The following is a 19,365-nucleotide window of genomic DNA, read 5'->3' on the forward strand; positions in this document are numbered from 1 at the left end:
TGCGCGCCGGTTCAGTCAGTGCTTTCCACGATGGCCGCCGCTGGGCGCGCTGGTGGAAGACCCGAAGGCGCAGCGATCCATCTCCGAGCGGCGCGTTGGGCGGCGGCAATTTCCGCACGTGTCATATCGGACGCGAGCGATGCGCGTGCCTCAGCCGCCGGCCGATGACCCCAAGCCGCCGCGATATTAAGCCACTTGTGCGCTTCGATCGCGTCGATCGTCTTGCCGCCGGTACCTGTGGCGTAGCTGACGCCGAGATCGAATAGAATCGCAGCGTCCTCTGCACACGGCACGCAGCCGTCCGCCTGCACCGCAATCGCGATGGTCACCATTTTTACTCTCCACTTGCTTTGAAAAACAGGGCGCCCGGCCCTGCCGGCTGGCGCTCGATCGCCGCGAGCTGGTCACTGCGTTGCGCAGCAAGGCTGAAGCGAAGCTTCCGCCGCAATATCCGCGGTGTGCCCGGTCGGCCGAGACCAGGCACATCGTTTGCGTTCGCATCCAATAGCCAACGCCGGAACCGGCGAACGCCTGGTTCCGTCCAAGTCGGCGCAGGTTCAGTCGTTTGGCCGGCCGGATGTGCGACCGCCGCACGGGCGTTATATCGCTGATGGGTATTGCAGCGCGGCTGCCGGCCTCGCGAGGCCACCGAAATGCTTACAGCCGGTAAGGCGCGACGCGATCGATCCGATCACGCTTGCCGGCGCCTCACGCCACCGCGGCGAGTGCCTTCATGAGTCTCCGCAGCTGTTGCGCCTCTTCCCGACCGCCGCCGTCGAGCAACGGTGCGATATGCTTGTCGACGTAACGGGACGCGCCGGAGTAAGAGAGCGACCAACCGTCGAACAGCCGCGCGTCCGCCTCGATCGTGTCCACGACGGTGACCTGATCGTGGCGAGGATCCTTGGCGATACGCTCCATCAAGCTGTCGACCGCCTCATTGGGCCCCTCCAGGATCTGCGCGAAACTGGTTTTGGTGAAGACGAGCGTTCCGGTGATTCCGAGGCGCGAGTTGCGCATGCGCGCGGACGTAACGATCCGCTCGATTTCCGCCTGTTCATCGCCGGGCGCGAGCGCACTGGCACTCGCGTAGAGAAGCGACTTCAAACCAAGGACCTTTCGTTCCCCTTCCCGCGCCGCCGCTCGTCGAGGGCCGGGAAAAACTTTCGGAGCAAAACCACGGCCGGAGCGAGAAGTTGCAGTGAAATCCACGCCTGGAGGAGCAATTCCGCCCCGATCGGGGACGACCGTCCACAGCAATAAGCGTCTTGTTCCCGCTTGGACTGCCGATCTATCCGGTTCTTCACGATCCTATTTCAACGAACAAGTCCGGTATGCACTTCAGACGGCTGAGGCAATCAGCTCGGATGCCCTGATCTGGGTGTCACATATGTCTCAGACGCTTGACTTGCCGTCCGATCCGGTTGCCTTGCCCGAGACATGGAACGACGCCGCGCCGAATGGATACTCGCTCTTTTATCGATCGGCGCTGCCATCGTCACGATGCTCGCATCTGCCGCCCTGATACCCTACGATCCTCGCGGCCCCATGCTTGCGGCAGCGTTCATGAGCTTCTCGCTCTGGCTGGTCATCGGGCTTTACCCACGCGATGACTAAGCCGCATCCAGGCGAGTGACATCGGCCTTCAAGAAAATGGGGCACCCGCTCACGCCAAGCGCCCCAGTTCCACCGTCCAGAGCCTGGTAGTGAGACCAGACGGACGATCAACAGACTGATCCATGTTAGGTTCCAGACCCCATCTTGGCGCAGGGTACTTCCTTCGCGCGCGGCTCGTTCGCAGAACAGGGCAGCATCTATTTGCGGAAATCGCACAAGTCTCGCTCTCGGTCAAGCGAAAATCGCAAACGCCTCGGACGTACGGGCCGGCAGACGTCAGTGTGCCGCTCACGCCCCGCTGCCGGTCGGAGCTCCGTCACATAATTGGGGACCGGCGCGCTCCCATTCGGGCCGCAGCATGGCCATGAGCGCTGTATCCCACCGCTCGTTGCCGACGCGTGTCGACGCACGTCGAGTGCCCTCGGCGACAAAGCCGAGGCGTCGGTAGGCGCGGATCGCCGGCACGTTGTTCGCGTAGACGTTCAGCTCCAGTCGTTGAAGCTCCGGGAAACTGAAGGCCCGTGCAACGACGATGCGAAGCATCGGCGCCGCAAGCCCCTGACCACGAGTTTGCGGCGCAATCGCGACCCGTGCCAGCCGCGCGCTGTCGTTCCGCCAGTCGAAGACCAACTGTGCGTGGCCGACCATCGTGTCGCCAAAAGCCGCCATCCAGCACAGTCGCTCTGGACGAGGCCCCTCGCCCTCGTCGATCATCGCCTGGAGCTGGTCCGCGGCCAAGGGAAAGCGAAGGGATGGCCCGCCCCAGCGGACGAGGTCCGCTTCACAATCGAACCAGCTGGAGAGGATCTCGAAATGTTCGATGGCGAATGGGATCAGCTTCGGCAACATGGCACCGATCTAGCAGGTGCGCAGTTTAGGCGTCAGCCTCATCGTTAGACGCACTTGATGAACATCGCCGACCCATGTCTATGCGGGCCCGTTCGAACGATTGTCGGAAAGGAAAGCCATGCTACGCACGATCCTCATCCTCGCGATGGTGGTCGCCGGTTGCGGCACACCCGAACCGGACTCGCAATCAAGGGTTGCTGCGAACCCGTCGCTGTCGGAGCAGACCTCGTCTGCGGCTCTGCCGACACGACCTGCACAGAGCGGGGACCACAAGCCCGAGGCCCTGAGCGCCACCGGCTGGGGACCGCTGCGAATCGGCATGACCGTGCGCGACATCACCGCGAGCGTCGGAGCCGATTCCGATCCTAAAGCTGTGGGGGGCCCCGACCCGGAACAGTGCGACCAGTTCCATCCCGTGCGGACGCCGAGTGGGTTGTTGGTGATGGTCGAGAACGGACGGCTGACCCGGATTTCCCTGACCGGGAGCGCAGCGGTCAAGACGGACCGTGGCATCGGGATCGGGGAAGCAAAGGCGCGGATTGTCGATGCCTATGGTGAAGCGGCGCGCGAGACTCCACACAAATATGAGCCGGCGCCCGCCGCATATTTGACGGTTTGGCAGAGCGGCGGCGCAGGGGAGAACTATGTCGATGATCCCAAGGCTCGAGGGATCGTCTATGAGCTTGGCGGAGACAATCGTGTGGAAGCGATCCACGCCGGCGGGCCGAGCATCCAATATGTCGAAGGCTGCGCCTGAGATGTCGCGCGCGGTGCGGCAGCCGAGCGCCTCAGGATCAGGTCTCCGCCCGTCCGCCTTCCATCCGAAGGGACGCCGATGCTAGGAGGGTGCATGGATCGCCGTAGCATTCTCGCATCTCTTCTTGCCTTCGATCGGCCCTTGCCGGAGTTGAACGACGCGCTCGACGGCCTGGAATGGAGCGACGAGCCGGTGGAGACGCTCCGCCGCACGCATATCGCGGCAGTGGTTCGCCGCTTCGCCGCGGCGACGCTTACCGCAGGCGAGGTCGAAGCGTGGGCAAGCCTGGTGGAGAGTCGCGAAGACCTCGGCTTCGAGCCGCGTCATGAAGAAGCGATCGCTGACGCCCTGTTCGACCTCGGCAATCCCGACCTTCAAGGAGCGCTGCACGAGATTGTCGACGATCTTCTCGAGGCGCTCGAGGGCTGAGGGTAGCTCGTAAGCGGCGCCGCAGCCCCGCACGCGCGAGGAACCGCACGGGGCCTCGAAGCGTCATGCAACGAGGCCCCGTGCACGAGCCGATGGTCCGCCTCAGAAGGCGTTGCCGAGCACCGCGCCGATGATGCCGCTGGTGATCGCGACCAGCACCGCATCATTGTTCGACTGGACCCAGCGATAGCCGCGCGGCGCGTCGTAGAGCCGGTAGGCACGCGGATTGTTGATCACCCGGTAGTTGCGCGCATAGCGGCTGTCGAAACGCTCGCCCTTGCGGAAGCTGCGGGCACCGACGCGGTCGTCGCGGCGAACCTGCTTCACCTTGACCACCTTGCGGCCGTTGTCGTGCTGGACGACACGTTTAGTCTCGATCCGCTCGATCCGGCCATTGTCCCGGCGGCCATAAGGCGCCGCCTCGGCGGCGACGGGAACCGCGACCACGGATGCCGCAACGGTGGCGAGAACGAGCGTCTTGAGGGTCTTCATGATCTGTCTCCTTGGTGCGCCGTCATCCAGCGTTGAGACATATCTGGAGCCCGCCGGTCGCTCAGCTTTGTCGGAGCGGATGGGAAAGTGTCGCGATTTGTCGCAACCCTCTACTTCCTCGACGGCCGGCTGGCGTCCTGGAAGTGATCGCTGCCCGAATGCAGGTCGGCATGTCTCGCAACTGCTTCTCTAAGCAGCGCTGGGTTTGCCGCGCTGAACTCATAACGACAATAGCCCCCCTTATTGCGGGCGGCGGTCGATCACCGTGAAATGGGCAGCTCGCGCGTCGAAGTGCGTCAGTACCGCACGCGCCGCCGCGGGGACGTGACTCACCTCGGCATCCGGCCCGACGAAGGCCGTGATCGCCTCCAGGCTGTCGAACCACATGATCGTTTGGAATTCGACTTCCGTGCCGGCGTCGCGCCGCATCAGATCGATGTGGCGGAAGCCGGGTATCTTCATCGCCTCGATGCCCGGTATCACCTCGCCCCGAACCACACGCTCATAGGCAGGGGCGTTCTGGATCGTCGTCCACCCCTTCCACATCCTGCAGATCATCGATCCTCCGGTCTAATCGACTGCGTTCCCGCCCCTGATGCGCCGTGTGACCGGCTCGCACAAGACGACGATCAGCTGGCTTCCGCCCGCGAAGACGAGGCTTGCCGCAATGAAGTAGCGCAGATCGGCCGACACGCTCGATTGCGCCTTGGTGAAGCCGGTGCTGAGACTGGCGAACGGGAGGGCGGCGAGGACCGCAAACATCGTGACCACCAGCAGGATACCCACGGCCGCATCGCTGAGACCCCGGCAGAGCATCCACCCGCGTCCCCGCGCCTCGATCAGCATGCCCACCGATCCGGCGCTGATCGCGCGCACGGCAATGGCGCCGATCAGAAGAAGGTTCAGCCGGTGCAGCGGTGCTTCCGCGGCCGCGAGCAGCATAAATCCGGAAAGCGCCCCGCCGGCGCCGAGTGCAAGCGCGGCGATTTGGTCGTCTCGGCGTTCGCCGCCCGCCGCAGCCAGTATCTCGATCGCTGCCGCCAACAGGAAGGCGCCGCCGGAAACTCGGAGAAAACGATCGAGGCCGCTGGCGGGAAAGAGCAGCAATGCGAGACCGAGCAGGATGGTGGCACAACCGGCCACCAAGCTCCTCAACCAGCCGTCACGTGCGCGAATTCCGATCTTCGTTTCGACCATTCAATCTCTCTTCGGCGGATCCCCTGGGGCAAGGACCGCATCGTCACATGTCCTGGACCGAAGAAGGAAAGGTCCGAAGCCGCGCGGCATCACTCATACGAACGGAGCGCACCACGGGATCCGGAGAGATGATGGCGGGGGTGAACGAAACCGAGGCGACTGGATCAGCACCGGATCGCGCCCGAGAGGAACCCGGCGCGTGCACGGAAAAAACAGGGCCGCCGCATCGCCTAAGGAAACACGGCGGCCGGTACGCAGACTGGGTTCGGACCTTGTCAGCCGATCGCGTCGATCGAATGACCAGGTTGAGAACCAGGACCAAATACGCGGTCGAGGTAAAATCCTGCGAGGCGGTAGTGGGCGCTCACCGCCGCCTCGTGTCGGACGCCTGAGCGCGGCTGATCTCCTCTTCGGCCCGCCGCGAGAAATAGGCGCGGTCATCTTCCTCCATCACCTTCTCCCCGGTTGGGCTTGCAAGTCGCTTAGCGGTCCGACGCCGGCTCCGCTGCAAGAGCGATTTGGCCGGCCGCCGCCGTGCGCGGAGCCGACTGGCCGACTGCCGCCGCACGCACCGACGTGGCAACCCGGAAGCGGACATCGCGTCCGGCCACATTGCCGTGAGCCCGGCCATCGGGCGCGACGATGAAATGGAAGGCCTCTCGCGTCTCGACGAACCGACCTTCGAGATGAAGCGCACCGGCATCGTCGGCCGACTTGGTATAATCGGCAGTAACGCCGTCCACCGAAATCCGATTGGAAATCGGCTGCGCCACAGCAGCCGTGGCAAGGGACAAACCGGCAACGCCGAGCAGCAGATGTCCGATCATGTTAAAGTCTCCAGTCACCGGGAGCTTCCAGGGCGCCATCCTCTCGGAAGCGACGATTGCCTGTTCGCCTTCGGGCTGCAACTGCATATTGCGTTGCAGCAGATGCATATGCTGCAACGCAGGAGGTCCAGGGTTGAAAGCTGCCCTTGCCAGCATCGCGCCGGCTCCCGCAGCCTAGGTAACGCGGGCCACGGACACAGGGCTCTCAGCAGCAAAAGTACCTTCCACAAGTGAAAGTTACTTGCGATAAGCCTGGTCGGGACGATCCGATAGAGATCGGCAACAAGGAGTGGATCATGGTCGCTGACGGCGGGCGCGGGAACAAGGGGGGCTTGGCCATGGGCCTCATCGTCAGCCTGTTCTTCCTCTGGGGCATGGCGAACAATCTGAACGATGTGCTGATCCCGCATTTCCGCAAGGCGTTCGCGCTCTCAGACCTGGCATCCGGGTTGGTGCAGTCGGCTTTCTATCTCGGCTATTTCCTGGTCGCCATTCCCGCCGCCTTGTTCATGCAGCGCTACGGCTACAAGAATGCGGTAATTTTCGGTCTCGGCCTGTATGGCGCCGGGGCGCTCCTGTTCGTGCCGGCAGCTCATGCCCAGAGCTACTTGTTCTTCCTGGCGGCCTTGTTCGTGATCGCCGGTGGGCTCGCCTTCCTCGAGACCGCAGCCAATCCGATGGTGGCTTCGCTCGGGCCCGCGGAAGATGCCGAACGGCGTCTCAACTTCGCGCAAGCGTTCAATCCGCTCGGCTCCATTGCCGGCATCGTCATCGGCAGTACCTTCATTCTCTCCGGTATCGAGCGAACGCCCGAGGAGTTGGCTGCGATGGGCCCCGCGGCGGTCGAAGCGTGGCGCGCACAGGAAGCAGCCGCGGTGCGCACGCCGTATCTGATCATCGGTCTCGGCGTGCTGTTCTGGGCCCTGCTGATCGCCCTTACCCGTTTTCCCGCGGTCGCGGGACGTTCGCGGGAGTCTCATCTCGGCAGCGGCGGCGGAGCGTTCCGCCAGCTCTTCCGCCGTCCGCTCTACCTGTCGGGCGTGTTCGCGCAATTCTGCTATGTGGGAGCCCAAGTGGGCCTGTGGAGCTACACCATTCGCTATGTGCAGGCTGAGCTCCCCGGCACCCCCGAAAAGCGGGCCGCCGATCTCCTCATAGTCGCACTGGTCTTGTTCATGGCCGGCCGGTTCACGGGTACGATGCTGATGAAAAGGACCGATCCCTTGCGTCTGCTCGCCTGGTTCGCGGCCATCAACGCGGCCTTGGTACTGGTCGCCGCTGTTGTCGGCGGCATGGCCGGCGTCGTTGCGCTGACCCTGGCCAGCTTCTTCATGTCAATCATGTTTCCGACCATCTTCGCGGCGTCGCTGCGTGGCCTCGGACCTTTGACCAAGCTCGGCTCGTCGCTGATCGTCATGGCGATCATCGGCGGGGCGGTGCTCACCGCAGCGATGGGACTTTTGTCCGACCTCACCGGCACGATCCGTCTTGCCATGCTCGTGCCAAGCGCCGCGTTCGTCGCCGTGATCCTGTTTGCGCGCAAGTCCGCGGGGGCCGCCGCATGATCGACACCCACGTCCATGTCTGGCGGCTGGGGCGCAACGGCTGCACCTGGCCAAGCGCTGCAGACGGTCCGCTCCATCGGGACTTTGTGCTCGATGACTATTGGGCAACGGCAGGAGTCTGCGGGATCAAGGAGGCAATTCTCGTCCAAAGCCAGGAAGCCGCGTCCGACACCGAATGGCTACTCGAGATTGCCGCGGACGATGACCGGATCGCAGCCGTGGTCGGCTGGGCGGATATCGCGGGCGCCGATGCCCCTCGCCGCGTTCAGGCTCTGGCGGCGTGCCCGAAGCTCGCCGGCCTTCGCCCGATGGTCCAGCATCGGCCGGCAGGTTACTACGATGACCCCGATCTTGCAGCGGGACTTGCCGCCGTCGCGGATGCCGCCCTCAGCCTCGATGCCTTGGTGCGGGAAGAGCATCTGCCCGCATTGGGGCGGCTCGCCGCCCGCCTGCCGCTCCGCATCATCGTCGATCACGCCGCCAAGCCGCGCATCGGCGATAGCAACGGTCTGTCCGCATGGCGCGAACGCATTGCCCCGCTTGCGGATCATGATCATGTGGCCGTGAAGCTGTCCGGGCTGCTGACCGAGTGCGGAGGCGCTCGACAGGACGCAATCGTCCCTTATGTCGACGCATTGATTGGCTTATTCGGATCGGATCGGGTCCTCTGGGGAAGCGATTGGCCAGTGATTAACGCCGTTTCCGATTATGCCGCCTGGCAGGCGCAAGCGGTCGCACTGGTCCCGCAAGCGGCGCATGACGGGATATTCTCGGCCAATGCCCGTCGCTGGTATCGGTTGAAGTCGCAGGTGACGGCATGACCCGGATTTCGCTTCCGGCCTACGGCATGGGCTGTGCCGCCATCGGCAACCTGTACCTCCCGGTCAGCGACGACGAGGCCTTGCGTACGGTCGCCGCAGCGTGGCGCGCGGGGATCCGCTATTTCGACACCGCACCGCATTACGGCTTCGGTCTGTCCGAGAGCCGACTTGGCGCAGCGCTGGCGGTGCTCGACCAGAAGGGAGAGGCCGTCGTCTCGACCAAGGTCGGCCGTCTGCTCGACCCTGTCGAGCAATCTGCCGGCGAGCGTCACGGCTTCGTCGACGCGGCACCGTTCGAACCCCGCTTCGATTACGGACGGGACGCAATCCTGCGCAGTTTCGAGGAGAGCCTCGGTCGTCTCCAACGCAGCCGGATCGACATCCTTCTCGCGCACGATCTCGGCCCGCTCACCCACGGACCCGAAAGCGATCGGCATCTGCGCGATTTCCTGGCCGGCGGCTACGCGGCGATGCAGACGTTACGCGATCAGGGCGCGGCCGGAGCGATCGGGATCGGCGTCAACGAGACGGAGATCTGCGTCGAGATGCTGGAGCGAGTCGACCTCGATTTCATTCTGCTCGCCGGCCGCTTCACCCTGCTCGATCAAAGCGCCCTCGATCGCTTGCTGCCCCTGTGCCGGCAAAAAGGCGTGAAGCTGATCGTCGGCGGCCCGTACAATAGCGGCATTCTCGCGCAGTCCACCCGCATCGTGCGCGACCTGCGCTACGATTATCGCGCGCCGCCGGAGAGCGTCCTGCTCAATGCCGCCGCGATCGAGGCGGTGTGCGAACGCCATGATGTGCCGCTCCCTGTCGCGGCGCTGCGATTTCCTTTCTGCGATCCTTGCGTCGCGAGCGTCATCCCGGGCCTGGCCGGCGAGGAACAAGTGGAGGAGATGATGGAGCGGCTCGCTTACCCCATCCCCGACGCGCTCTGGACGGCACTGAAGACGGAGGGGCTCGTCCGCACACCGCGACCCGAACCGGTCGGCCTGCCATGAACGGCCGATGCCCCCTTTCCTTCTGCCCGCCGCCGAGACGGCACGACCGTGATCCCTTCAACGCCAATCCCGCGCTCCTGCAGGAGCGGCGCTCGATCCTGAGAGTATAAAGATGTTCAATGCTTATCTTCGCTCCGACGGACGCAAGGGTATCCGCAACGTGGTCGCGGTCGCCTACCTCGTCGAATGTGCCCATCATGTCGCCCGGCGCATCGTCGACAAGGCGGACGATCCCGACGTGCATCTCATCGGCTTCCCCGGCTGCTACCCGAATGCCTACGCGACCAAGATCATGCGCGCCATCGCCAACCACCCGAACGTGGGCGGCATGGTAATCGTCTCGCTGGGCTGCGAGAGCTTCGATCGCGAGGGCTTGCGGGACGTCATCGCGGCGAGCGGTCGTCCGGTCGAGTTGCTCGTCATTCAGCAGGCCGGAGGCACCGCGGCGACGATACAGGCAGGGCTGGAGGCAGTCGAACGGGTCCGAAGCGCCGCCGATGCAACACCGCGAGCTCCGATGAGCATCGACGAGCTCGTCGTAGGTACGATCTGCGGCGGATCCGACGGCACCAGCGGCATCACCGCAAATCCGGCGGTCGGCCGCGCCTTCGATCGGCTGGTCGCAGAGGGCGCCACCTGCATCTTCGAGGAGACCGGCGAGCTCGTCGGCTGCGAGACGATCATGGCCGAGCGGGCGATCACCCAAGAACTCGGCGCCGCGATCGAGGCGTGCGTCGCCAAGGCGGAGACCTATTATGCCGCAATGGGGTTCGGCAGCTTCGCGCCAGGCAATGCCGAAGGCGGCCTGACCACGATCGAAGAAAAATCGATGGGTGCCTATTCCAAATCGGGCTCGTCGCCGATCAGCGGCATCATCAAGCCGGGCGATGTTCCGCCCACCGGAGGTCTGTTCCTTCTCGACGTCGTTCCCGACGGCGATCCTCGCTGGGGTTTCCCGAACATCTCCGACAATGCCGAAATCGTCGAGCTCATCGCCTGCGGTGCGCACCTCACCTTGTTCACCACCGGGCGCGGCTCGGTGGTCGGCTCCGCAATCGCGCCCGTGATCAAAATCTGCGCCAATCCGGAAACCGCACGCCGCCTCGCCGCCGACATGGACGTCAATGCGGGCCGGATCCTCGACGGCGAGGCGACCCTCGCCGAGGTCGGCGATGAGATTTACGCCGAGGTCGTTGCCGTCGCGGGAGGTGCGCGCACCGTTTCCGAAGCTTTGGGCCACCAGGAATTCATCCTAACCTACAAGGCCTTCGAGCCGATAGGCCCGTCATGCCTCCCCACCGCTGCTGCGAGGCACGCGGCGTGAGCGGCCGTCTCTCCGGCAAGATCGCCGTGGTCACCGCGGCGGCCCAGGGCATCGGCCGCGCTTCGGCGGAATTGTTCGCCGCCGAGGGGGCGATCGTCCACGCTGTCGACATCAACCAGGACGCGCTGAGGGCGGTGGACGGCTGCACGCCACACTTCGCCGATCTTACCGATGCGGCGGCGGTGGCCGCCTTGCGAGAAGCGGTGGGCCCTGTGGACATCCTGTTCAACTGCGCCGGCTTCGTCCACTCGGGCACGATCCTCGACTGCGACGAGGAGGCCTGGGCATTCTCGAACGCGATCAACGTGACCGCCATGTACCGGACGATCCGCGCCTTCCTGCCGGCCATGCTCGAGCGCGGCGGCGGCTCGATCGTCAACATGTCGTCGATCGCCAGCTCGGTGAAGGGCATTCCCAACCGCTTCGCCTATGGGGCCACCAAAGCCGCGGTGATCGGATTGACGAAGGCCGTCGCCGCCGATTTCGTCCAGCACGGCATCAGGTGCAACGCAATCTGCCCAGGAACCGTGGACACGCCCTCGCTCCAGCAACGGCTCCGCGATACCGGGGACTATGAGGCGGCTCGCGAAGCCTTCGTAGGTCGTCAGCCGATGGGACGGCTCGGACGGGCGGAGGAGCTCGCCGCCTTGGCGCTCTATCTCGCCAGCGACGAGTCCGCATTCACCACCGGCGCGGTCCATGTCATCGACGGCGGCTGGGTCAATTGACATGACTGCAGGAGCGCCCGTGTCGCGTCACGTCCTCTTTCTGGATCTGGTCGACGAACCGGAACTCGTCGCCGCCTATGAAGCGCATCATGCGCCGGGGGGCGTTCCCGCCGAGATCCTGGAGAGCATCCGCGCCGCGGGCATCGAGCAGATGGAAATCTACCGCTCGGGCAACCGGCTGGTGATGATCATGGACACCGGTCAGAATTACGATCCCGCCGAGAAGGCAAAGGCAGACCGTGCCAACCCCGCCGTGCTCGCCTGGGAACGTCTGATGGATCGGTTCCAGACACCCTTGCCCTGGGCCCGACCGGGCGAGAAGTGGCTGGCCGGCAAAGCCATATTCACGCTGAACCCAGCCTCCGCCGCCACTTGAGCCGGCATCGGTCATGCTTGCCTTTTGTGACTTTGCGCTGCCATGACGGCGTCCGCTGGTCGGGACGGTGAGGAGGTTGGGTGCGAAAGGGGCTGATACTTGCCGGCGGTGCGGGGACGCGGCTGCACCCGATTACCTTCGTCACGAGCAAGCAGCTCATGCCCGTCTACGACAAGCCGATGATCTATTACCCGCTGTCAGTGCTCATGCTGGCGGGAATCCGGGAGATCCTGATCATCACGACGCCGCATGATCAGCCGGCATTCCGGCGTCTTCTGGGCGACGGCAGGCAATGGGGCCTGGATCTTCATTACGCGGTGCAAGAGACACCGCGCGGGCTCGCCGACGCATTTCTGGTCGGCCAGGCGTTTCTGGATGGCGCCCCGAGCGCCCTCATCCTTGGCGACAACATCTTCTACGGCCACGATCTTGCGGGACTGTTGCGGCGGGCCGATCAGAGGCCGTCCGGGGCGACGGTGTTCGGCTACCATGTCGCCGAGCCGGAACGCTACGGCGTGGTCTCGTTCGACAAGGACGGCAAGGTGGTGTCGCTCGAGGAAAAGCCGCAACGACCCGAATCCAATTACGCGGTCAGCGGCCTCTATTTCTACGACGAGCGAGTCATCGAATATGCCGGCGTCATCGCTCCCTCGCAGCGAGGCGAACTGGAGATTACCGACGTCAACAGGCTCTACCTGGAGGCCGGCGCGCTCAACGTCGAGATCATGGGGGCTGGCTATGCGTGGCTCGACACCGGAACCCACGCATCGCTCCTCGACGCAGCCCTTTTCACCAAGATCATCGAAGACCGCCAAGGCCTGAAGATCTGCTGTCCGGAAGAAGTCGCCTGGCGGATGGGCTATATCGACGCCGCCCAACTCGTGCGCCTCGCGGAGCCGCTGCAGAAGAGCGGTTATGGCGATTACCTGCTCGGGCTGCTGCAGGGGGGACGCAGCCGGTGAAGGTTGCCGATGCCGGACTGAGCGGCCTTAAACTGATCGAGCCGCGGCGGTTCGAGGACGAGCGTGGCTTCTTCTTCGAATCTTGGAATCGCCGAACCTTCGAGGAGCAGGGCATCGACGCCGAGTTCGTGCAGGACAATCACAGCGGATCGGCCAAAGGTGTCTTGAGGGGCCTCCATTATCAGCTTACCCGGCCGCAGGGGAAGCTCGTTCGGGTGGTACGCGGCGCCGCCTTCGACGTCGCTCTCGACATCCGCACATCGTCGGCGACGTTCGGACGCTGGATCGGCTTCGTGCTGAGCGCGGACAATGGACGGATGCTGTGGGTTCCGCCTGGTTTCGCCCACGGATTTTTGAGTCTAGAGGACGGCACCGAGCTGCTTTACAAGTGCACGGATTTCTATGCCCCAAAGGACGAGCGGAGCATCCTCTGGTCCGATCCGGCCGTCGGTATCGACTGGCCCTTGCCTGATACGGCGGCGCCGCTGCTCGCCGCAAAGGATCGGTCCGCGCCGCTGCTGCGCGATGCCGAAGTCTATTCGTGAAGGTCTTGATCTTCGGCGCGGCGGGTCAGGTCGGGCGAGCGCTTGCGGCGTTCGCTCCGCCAGAAGCCGAGCTTGTCGCACTCGATCGCCATGGCTGCGACATCTCCGATCCGGGGGCGGCCGCCGATGCGATCGCGCGGCACCGGCCGGCGTGGATATTCAATGCGGCGGGCTATACGGCCGTTGATCGCGCGGAGAGCGAACCGGACGCAGCCCAGCGCGTCAACGGCGACGCGCCCGGCTGGATGGCACAGGCCGCGCACGCCATCGGCGCAAAGATGGTGCATCTTTCCAGCGACTTCGTGTTCGACGGGACGGCATCGCGGCCTCTCCGGGCCGACTCTCCGGCGCGGCCGATCAGCGTTTACGGGCACACGAAGCGGCACGGCGAACTCGCCGTTGTCGCCGCCTGTCCCGATGCGCTGATTGTGCGCACCGCGTGGGTCTATGATCGTGAAGGACCGAATTTCGTCACCGCCATGCTCCGGAGGATGTCCGCCGGTGGAGAGTTGCGCGTGGTCGCCGACCAGATCGGTACGCCGACCTGGGCGAGGTCGCTCGCAACCGCTGTCTGGGCCCTGGCCGATTCAGGGGCGAGCGGGATCCATCATTTCACCGATGCCGGAATTGCGAGCTGGTACGATTTCGCGGTCGCCATCGAGGAAGAAGCGGTTTCGGCCGGGCTGATCGAACGGGCTGGACCGATCGTCCCCATCGCCAGTGCCGACTATGCGACACAAGCTCGGCGTCCCGCATTTTCGGTCCTCGACAAGAGCGCCACCTGGGGCGTTCTCGGGACGCACCCGCCGCATTGGCGGGCCAACCTGCGCGCTTGTCTCACGGGAAAGCCTTGATGGCGAACCTGCTCGTCACCGGCGGTGCTGGCTTCATCGGAGCGAATTTCGTTCGCCACTGGCGGCAGCGGCGACCGGACGATGCAATCATCATCGTCGATGCACTGACCTATGCCGGAAGCCGGTCCAACCTTGATGGGGTGAGCGACGTCCCCCTTTTCGTCGAGGACATCCGGAATACCCCTGCGATCCGGGCGCTGCTCGCCCGCTACCGGATCGACACGATCGTCAATTTCGCGGCGGAAAGCCACGTGGATCGCTCGATCGACGGCCCGGACGCGTTTATCGATACCAACATCGTCGGCACCCACAGCCTGCTCAAGGCCGCCAAGGCGGTGTGGCTCGACGAAGGCAGCGGGCAGCCCCATCGTTTCCACCATGTTTCGACGGACGAGGTCTATGGCAGCCTCGGGCCCCATGACCGGGCGTTTACCGAGACGACGCCGTTCGCACCCAATTCCCCTTATTCCGCATCGAAGGCGGCCAGCGATCACCTCGTCCGCGCTTACCAACGGACCTATGGGTTGGAGACGAGCATCAGCCACTGCTCGAACAATTATGGGCCGTACCAACTTCCGGAAAAGCTGATCCCGCTGTTCGTGGTAAACTGTCTGCGCGGCATCGATCTTCCGATCTACGGCGACGGAATGAACGTGCGCGACTGGCTGCATGTCGATGACCATTGCCGCGGCATCGAGCGCATCCTGCTCTCCGGACGGCCGGGGCAAACGTACAATATCGGCGGCGGCGAGGAACTCCCCAACCTTGCGGTGGTGAACGCGGTCTGCGCCGGAATCGATGCGGCGTTCGAAGCCGATCCGTCTCTTGCGAGTCGGTTTCCGGACGCTCCCGCGGCGCAAGGACGCGCTTCGGAATGCCTCAAGCGGCATGTCGCCGACAGGCTCGGCCACGACCGCCGCTACGCGGTCGACGACGGCAAGATCCGGAAGGAACTCGGCTACACGCCGGAACGCAGCTTCGCGGCAGGATTGCGCGCGACGCTCGCCTGGTATCTTGCCAACGAATGTTGGTGGCGCGCGGTGATGGACGGGAGCAACAGCCGTTAGCGGCGGCCTCTCTCACCTTCTATCCACCCCCACACCGACGTGCTGCCCGTCCGCCAGTGCCTTCCGGTCGCTCGTTCAACGCCGGCCATGGTCGGCAAAGCTCTCTCCCTCGGCGCGCAGCACGCCGTTCTCGAAGAAGAGGATGGTCTCGGCCGGAGCGAGCGAGCTTGCGCGATGCGCGACGATGATCAACGTCACATCGGTCAGCTCGGCCGCGAGCCGCGTCATGATCGTCCGCTCGGTCGCCTCGTCCAGCGCGCTCGTCGCCTCGTCGAGGATCAACACGCCCGCGTTGCGGTAAAGCGCCCGCGCCAGCCCGATACGCTGGCGCTGGCCGCCCGACAGGCGCACGCCCCGTTCCCCCACCATCGTCTGATAGCCTTCCGGAAAATCGCGAACGAAGCTGTCGACCTCGGCGATCGATGCGGCCCACATGACGCGATCCATGTCGATCCGATCAGCGGCCACCCCGAATGCCACGTTCGCCGCGATGCTGTCGTCCAACAGGAAGATCGTTTGCGGAACATGGGCGAGATTGGCCTGCCATCCGGCGCGGCGGCTTGCGTCGAGTCGTCGGTCGTCGACCCGTATCTCACCCGCATCCGGGTCCAGAAGTCCCATGAAGAGATCGAGAAAGCTGCTCTTGCCGCTTCCGGTCGGGCCGGTGATCCCGATCCGCGCACCCGCCCGAATGCTGACCGAGACGCCCTCGATCGCTCTGCGCCCCCCCGGATAGCTGAAGGAAACCCGATCGAAGACGATGCCCTCTCGCATCGGTTCGGGTTCGGCCTGGAGCGGTCCTTCCAAGGTCGGTAGCTGCGACAGGCGCAAGGCGTCGATCAGGGTGTGGAGATTGCCCCGGCACTGGCCCCATCCGAAATAGGCCTGCTGAGCGAGCGGTAGCAGTCGCTGCGCGCCGAGAGCGATCGCGCCGAGCGCAGGCACGGCGGCCGTCAGCCCCCCCGGGCGACTGCTCAGAACCGCCGCCATCCCGACCAGGATGATGATCCCGGTGGTTTCGACGACATAACGGGGCGCATTGACGATGAAGCCCTGAACGGCGTGGCCCCGGCGATAGCGCGAATCGAGATCGGCGAAGCGCGCCTCGAACACCGGTTGCGACCCTTCCAGCAGGATGTCTCGAATGCCGCCCAAACCCTGCTGAACGGCCGCCGTACGCTCCGTCATCAAGCGCGCGATCATCGCGGAATTGCGTCGGAGCCGTCCTCCGGTCGCCCAAGCGATCGCGCCGTAAATGCCTGTGATCGCAGCGCCGGCGACGATGATCGTGATCGGATCGATGACCAGGAAGAAGAGCGCGATGCCGACGGCAAGCATGGCCGCCACCACACCCTGCATCGTCGGCAGCAGCAGGTTGAAGGTCGCACGGTGCACCTTTTCCATGCCGCTCAGGCGCTCGCTGCTGCTGCGGAGAAGGTACTGGCTGTACGGCTGGCGCAGCATGCGGCCGAACACTGCCGTGCCGAGATCGTGGCCGACTGCCATCGCTGTCCATTGCGTGAGCCAGGTGAGAAGCAGGCGAAGGCTGCCGGCGCAGATCGCAACCACGGCAAGGAGCGCTGCAGCCAAGGGAACCAGCGGGAGACCCGTCATCTGCATCAGCGGTGCAAGCACGCGCCCGAGCCAGCGACCGGATTCAGGATCTGCCGCGGCCTGCAGGAATGCAAGCACCGCCCCCAAAGTCAGCATTTCGGCAGCAGCGCCACCGATCATCACGATCAGCAACAGCCACAAGCTGCGGCGTCGAGCGGAGCTCAATTGCTTATAGAGCGAGCGCAGCGCAGCGGCGACGGATTGGTCCTGCGAGGAGAGCATGCCCGCTTCTGTCACAAAGGCGGCGAAGTTCCACACCTTTCTGATCGGGCAGGACGGCGCGCACCGCCCTTTGGGCGACTCGTCGCCGCCGCGGCTTACGGCTGACCGGGCAGAGGCGGTACCTCCATCCAGTGCGTCGGCCATGCCAGGAGCTCGTCGCTATGCGGGTCCATGAAGGCCCGCCACGGTCCGTTGGGGCCATCCCCGCAAACCAGCACGGCCACCCGGCACGCTCCCGACGACGCGATCAGATAAGTTCGTTCCGCAGGAGGGATGTCGTCAATCGGGCGCCAACAGTCGTTCATGCCACCTCCGGGTGCAGAGCCGCACGCGTCCGCACGCTTCAGCCGCGTTGCCGCCCGTGCCCTGCGGGACAGCCCATCTGCCCACGAGCGCCCTATCTCGTATCGCGCTCGCAACAAAGCCCGGTGCTGCACTTGCGAACAATTATCCGTCTCCGCGTCAGATCCTGAAGGCACGAAGCCGTGCGAACAGGCCCTCCCGGCTTGTCGCGCCAACCTTCACGTAGATGTTGCGTATGTGACTTCGGATCGTCTCGATGGAGAGCCCGATAGCGGCAGCGATCTCGTCCGCGGTCATGCCGTCGAGCATCTTGTGGAGCACCTTGTCCTCACTCCTAGTCAACTGGAAGGCGGACGCAACATCTGCGAACCGCGCGACGAAATCGATGCTGCGATGGAAGGTGATGCCGATGCTGGCATTGGCCGGATCGGATCCGAGTCGACGCGCGCGGAGCAGCAGGTGGCCACCCCCGTTCTCGCACGGGATGCAAAGGGTCGACACCGATTCGTCACATGCCTCGACGAACCGCATCAGCGCCGATTGCGCGCTGCGCTGCGCCGTTGAAACGATGCCGTCTCGCAAGGCGAGATCGCTGGCGGAATCGAACGCGCACCGCGCGGCGCCGTTCGCCCACAAGAGCATCAGCGTGTCGGTAACGAGTAGATGCGGCGTCTCTTCGAGCGCCAGCCAGCGCAAGGCCAGCAACTCGGCTTTCGGCCGATCCACGGCCGAAGGCGGTTCGGCATCAGGCATATTCCCCCCCTGTTTTCATTATCTTATTGCAGACTGCTGCCCCCACAGCGTGCCCGTGTCCTCCTGCTAGATCATTCCCCCGTGAGATCAAAACGCAAACGACTTCCGCCTGTCCCGGTGCGGAGCAAGGGTACGCACGACCGGCTTCGCATCGGCCCACGACATGCCGTGCTCTCCGCAACGACTCGATCCTGACCTGTCTCTTAACGGAACGTCGAACGGGTCGGGAAATCCACTCAGTTATCATTACGTATCACTAACAATCTGGACTGACACGAGAAATTTCCGGACGTTTCCGCCACTAATCGCAAACCTCACCAATGTTGGGGATGCGACCATCACGCCAAAACCCCTAACACTCCGTTTACCGCAGCAGGGGACGGCGAATCGAAAATGGTTCGTCAGACGCTGATGGGGGCGCCGCGCCGGCCCGGGGGATGATGGGCTGCGCGTCGTTTGGGGAATGGGGAAAGTGTCCATGCGACTCTCGACCGCGGCCTTGGCCGCTATCCTCGCTGCTGCGCCTGCCGCAGCGGCGGAGATCGACAACGTCAGGAGCCTCGATCTCGAGGTGCGCGGCCGGATCGCCGAGCATTGCGCAATGGGCAGCGCCGGCGACATGGACTTCGGCGACATCACGCGGCCGGGCCTCGCCGTCACGGCGCAATTGCAGCTCGACTGCAACGTGCCCTTCACAATGTCGATCAAGGCGCTGAATGGCGGTCTTGCGCATGCCCAGATGCCGATGGGCCAGGGTCCTTATGCAGGGACGCTGCCCTACAATATCGGCGTCCGCATGCCGATCCGTCGGCCACAGGCCGCCACCCTCAGCAAGGAATTCGAAAGTCGGCAACTGCTCAGCGGCCCGGCCTTCTCGACCAATGAGGGAATCGCAACGGAAGGAATGACGCTCGCAATCAATCTTGGCACCGCCTCCGGCGAGGCAGGACTTCTCGCCGGGAACTATAGTGAGACGATCACCATCACGATCACGCCCAACTGATTCTTAAACTTCACCGATGGCGCACAATGTTTCGTGCAACTCAAATTAGCCATCGGTTT

At 64.4% G+C, this 19,365-nt stretch carries 23 protein-coding genes; 14 read left to right on the plus strand and 9 right to left on the minus strand.

The window, feature by feature from the left end:
* Window positions 1-11: 11 nt before the first annotated feature.
* Window positions 12-332 (minus strand): hypothetical protein, encoded by a 321-nt coding sequence (locus ETR14_RS03510; protein WP_129383386.1) that lies wholly within the window; start codon window positions 330-332, stop codon window positions 12-14.
* A gap of 376 nt (window positions 333-708) precedes the next feature.
* Entirely contained in the window at window positions 709-1,212 is a 504-nt protein-coding gene (locus ETR14_RS03515) for a BLUF domain-containing protein (protein ID WP_165356294.1), read from the minus strand.
* Between the two features lie 228 nt (window positions 1,213-1,440).
* Here ETR14_RS03515 and ETR14_RS28110 point away from each other — a divergent pair, with 228 nt between their 5' ends.
* Entirely contained in the window at window positions 1,441-1,617 is a 177-nt protein-coding gene (locus ETR14_RS28110; protein WP_165356295.1) for a hypothetical protein, read from the plus strand.
* Between the two features lie 288 nt (window positions 1,618-1,905).
* On the opposite strand, the gene ETR14_RS03520 is transcribed toward ETR14_RS28110, so the two are convergent.
* Complete coding sequence (locus ETR14_RS03520; protein ID WP_165356296.1) at window positions 1,906-2,466, minus strand: GNAT family N-acetyltransferase; 561 nt, start codon at window positions 2,464-2,466, stop codon at window positions 1,906-1,908.
* Between the two features lie 118 nt (window positions 2,467-2,584).
* On the opposite strand from ETR14_RS03520, the gene ETR14_RS03525 reads away from it, so the two are divergent.
* Together ETR14_RS03525 and ETR14_RS03530 are read left to right on the plus strand one after the other, a co-directional pair.
* Complete coding sequence (locus ETR14_RS03525) at window positions 2,585-3,223, plus strand: hypothetical protein (protein WP_129383388.1); 639 nt, start codon at window positions 2,585-2,587, stop codon at window positions 3,221-3,223.
* Between the two features lie 93 nt (window positions 3,224-3,316).
* Entirely contained in the window at window positions 3,317-3,652 is a 336-nt protein-coding gene (locus tag ETR14_RS03530; protein ID WP_129383389.1) for a hypothetical protein, read from the plus strand.
* A gap of 102 nt (window positions 3,653-3,754) precedes the next feature.
* Here ETR14_RS03530 and ETR14_RS03535 read toward each other — a convergent pair whose 3' ends face one another.
* The 4 genes from ETR14_RS03535 to ETR14_RS03550 all read right to left on the minus strand — a co-directional run bounded on the left by ETR14_RS03535 (window position 3,755) and on the right by ETR14_RS03550 (window position 6,168).
* Window positions 3,755-4,144, minus strand: coding sequence for an RcnB family protein (locus tag ETR14_RS03535; RefSeq protein ID WP_129383390.1), 390 nt, complete (start codon window positions 4,142-4,144; stop codon window positions 3,755-3,757).
* Window positions 4,145-4,384: 240 nt separating this feature from the next.
* Window positions 4,385-4,702, minus strand: a complete 318-nt coding sequence (locus tag ETR14_RS03540; protein WP_129383391.1) for an antibiotic biosynthesis monooxygenase — start codon at window positions 4,700-4,702, stop codon at window positions 4,385-4,387.
* Between the two features lie 12 nt (window positions 4,703-4,714).
* Window positions 4,715-5,287: a hypothetical protein gene (locus ETR14_RS03545; protein WP_129383392.1), complete on the minus strand. Its 573-nt coding sequence runs from the start codon at window positions 5,285-5,287 to the stop codon at window positions 4,715-4,717.
* A 536-nt stretch (window positions 5,288-5,823) separates the two neighbouring features.
* Entirely contained in the window at window positions 5,824-6,168 is a 345-nt protein-coding gene (locus ETR14_RS03550) for a hypothetical protein (RefSeq protein ID WP_129383393.1), read from the minus strand.
* A gap of 296 nt (window positions 6,169-6,464) precedes the next feature.
* Between ETR14_RS03550 and fucP the strand changes: the two genes are divergently transcribed.
* The 10 genes from fucP to rfbB all read left to right on the plus strand — a co-directional run bounded on the left by fucP (window position 6,465) and on the right by rfbB (window position 15,411).
* On the plus strand, window positions 6,465-7,733 hold the full coding sequence (gene fucP, locus ETR14_RS03555) for an L-fucose:H+ symporter permease (protein WP_243455740.1): 1,269 nt from the start codon (window positions 6,465-6,467) through the stop codon (window positions 7,731-7,733).
* Window positions 7,730-8,554, plus strand: a complete 825-nt coding sequence (locus tag ETR14_RS03560) for an amidohydrolase (RefSeq protein ID WP_129383394.1) — start codon at window positions 7,730-7,732, stop codon at window positions 8,552-8,554. Before fucP ends, ETR14_RS03560 begins: the two co-directional genes overlap by 4 nt.
* Window positions 8,551-9,555 (plus strand): aldo/keto reductase, encoded by a 1,005-nt coding sequence (locus ETR14_RS03565; RefSeq protein ID WP_243455741.1) that lies wholly within the window; start codon window positions 8,551-8,553, stop codon window positions 9,553-9,555. Before ETR14_RS03560 ends, ETR14_RS03565 begins: the two co-directional genes overlap by 4 nt.
* A gap of 112 nt (window positions 9,556-9,667) precedes the next feature.
* On the plus strand, window positions 9,668-10,879 hold the full coding sequence (locus tag ETR14_RS03570) for a UxaA family hydrolase (RefSeq protein ID WP_129383395.1): 1,212 nt from the start codon (window positions 9,668-9,670) through the stop codon (window positions 10,877-10,879).
* Entirely contained in the window at window positions 10,843-11,607 is a 765-nt protein-coding gene (locus ETR14_RS03575; RefSeq protein WP_129383396.1) for an SDR family oxidoreductase, read from the plus strand. Before ETR14_RS03570 ends, ETR14_RS03575 begins: the two co-directional genes overlap by 37 nt.
* A gap of 19 nt (window positions 11,608-11,626) precedes the next feature.
* Window positions 11,627-11,983, plus strand: a complete 357-nt coding sequence (locus ETR14_RS03580; RefSeq protein ID WP_371416739.1) for an L-rhamnose mutarotase — start codon at window positions 11,627-11,629, stop codon at window positions 11,981-11,983.
* An 80-nt stretch (window positions 11,984-12,063) separates the two neighbouring features.
* The gene (rfbA, locus tag ETR14_RS03585) at window positions 12,064-12,945 is read left to right on the plus strand and encodes a glucose-1-phosphate thymidylyltransferase RfbA (protein ID WP_129383398.1); all 882 of its coding nucleotides are present in this window, start codon (window positions 12,064-12,066) and stop codon (window positions 12,943-12,945) included.
* Window positions 12,942-13,490, plus strand: coding sequence for a dTDP-4-dehydrorhamnose 3,5-epimerase (gene rfbC / locus ETR14_RS03590; protein WP_129383399.1), 549 nt, complete (start codon window positions 12,942-12,944; stop codon window positions 13,488-13,490). The genes rfbA and rfbC overlap by 4 nt, the downstream gene beginning before the upstream one ends.
* Window positions 13,487-14,344, plus strand: a complete 858-nt coding sequence (rfbD, locus tag ETR14_RS03595) for a dTDP-4-dehydrorhamnose reductase (RefSeq protein ID WP_129383400.1) — start codon at window positions 13,487-13,489, stop codon at window positions 14,342-14,344. The genes rfbC and rfbD overlap by 4 nt, the downstream gene beginning before the upstream one ends.
* On the plus strand, window positions 14,344-15,411 hold the full coding sequence (gene rfbB / locus ETR14_RS03600; protein WP_129383401.1) for a dTDP-glucose 4,6-dehydratase: 1,068 nt from the start codon (window positions 14,344-14,346) through the stop codon (window positions 15,409-15,411). The genes rfbD and rfbB overlap by 1 nt, the downstream gene beginning before the upstream one ends.
* Before the next feature lie 75 nt (window positions 15,412-15,486).
* Here the strand turns inward: rfbB and ETR14_RS03605 are convergent, their stop codons facing one another.
* Together ETR14_RS03605 and ETR14_RS03610 are read right to left on the minus strand one after the other, a co-directional pair.
* Window positions 15,487-17,247 (minus strand): ABC transporter ATP-binding protein, encoded by a 1,761-nt coding sequence (locus ETR14_RS03605; protein ID WP_165356297.1) that lies wholly within the window; start codon window positions 17,245-17,247, stop codon window positions 15,487-15,489.
* A gap of 462 nt (window positions 17,248-17,709) precedes the next feature.
* On the minus strand, window positions 17,710-18,303 hold the full coding sequence (locus tag ETR14_RS03610; RefSeq protein WP_129383403.1) for a helix-turn-helix transcriptional regulator: 594 nt from the start codon (window positions 18,301-18,303) through the stop codon (window positions 17,710-17,712).
* 478 nt (window positions 18,304-18,781) lie between these two features.
* On the opposite strand from ETR14_RS03610, the gene ETR14_RS03615 reads away from it, so the two are divergent.
* Window positions 18,782-19,306 carry a spore coat protein U domain-containing protein gene (locus ETR14_RS03615; protein WP_129383404.1) on the plus strand — a complete coding sequence of 175 codons (525 nt, stop codon included), beginning with the start codon at window positions 18,782-18,784 and terminating at the stop codon, window positions 19,304-19,306.
* Window positions 19,307-19,365: the final 59 nt, after the last annotated feature.

Origin of the sequence: Sphingosinicella sp. BN140058 (assembly GCF_004135585.1) — a bacterium.
Lineage (GTDB): Bacteria > Pseudomonadota > Alphaproteobacteria > Sphingomonadales > Sphingomonadaceae > Allosphingosinicella.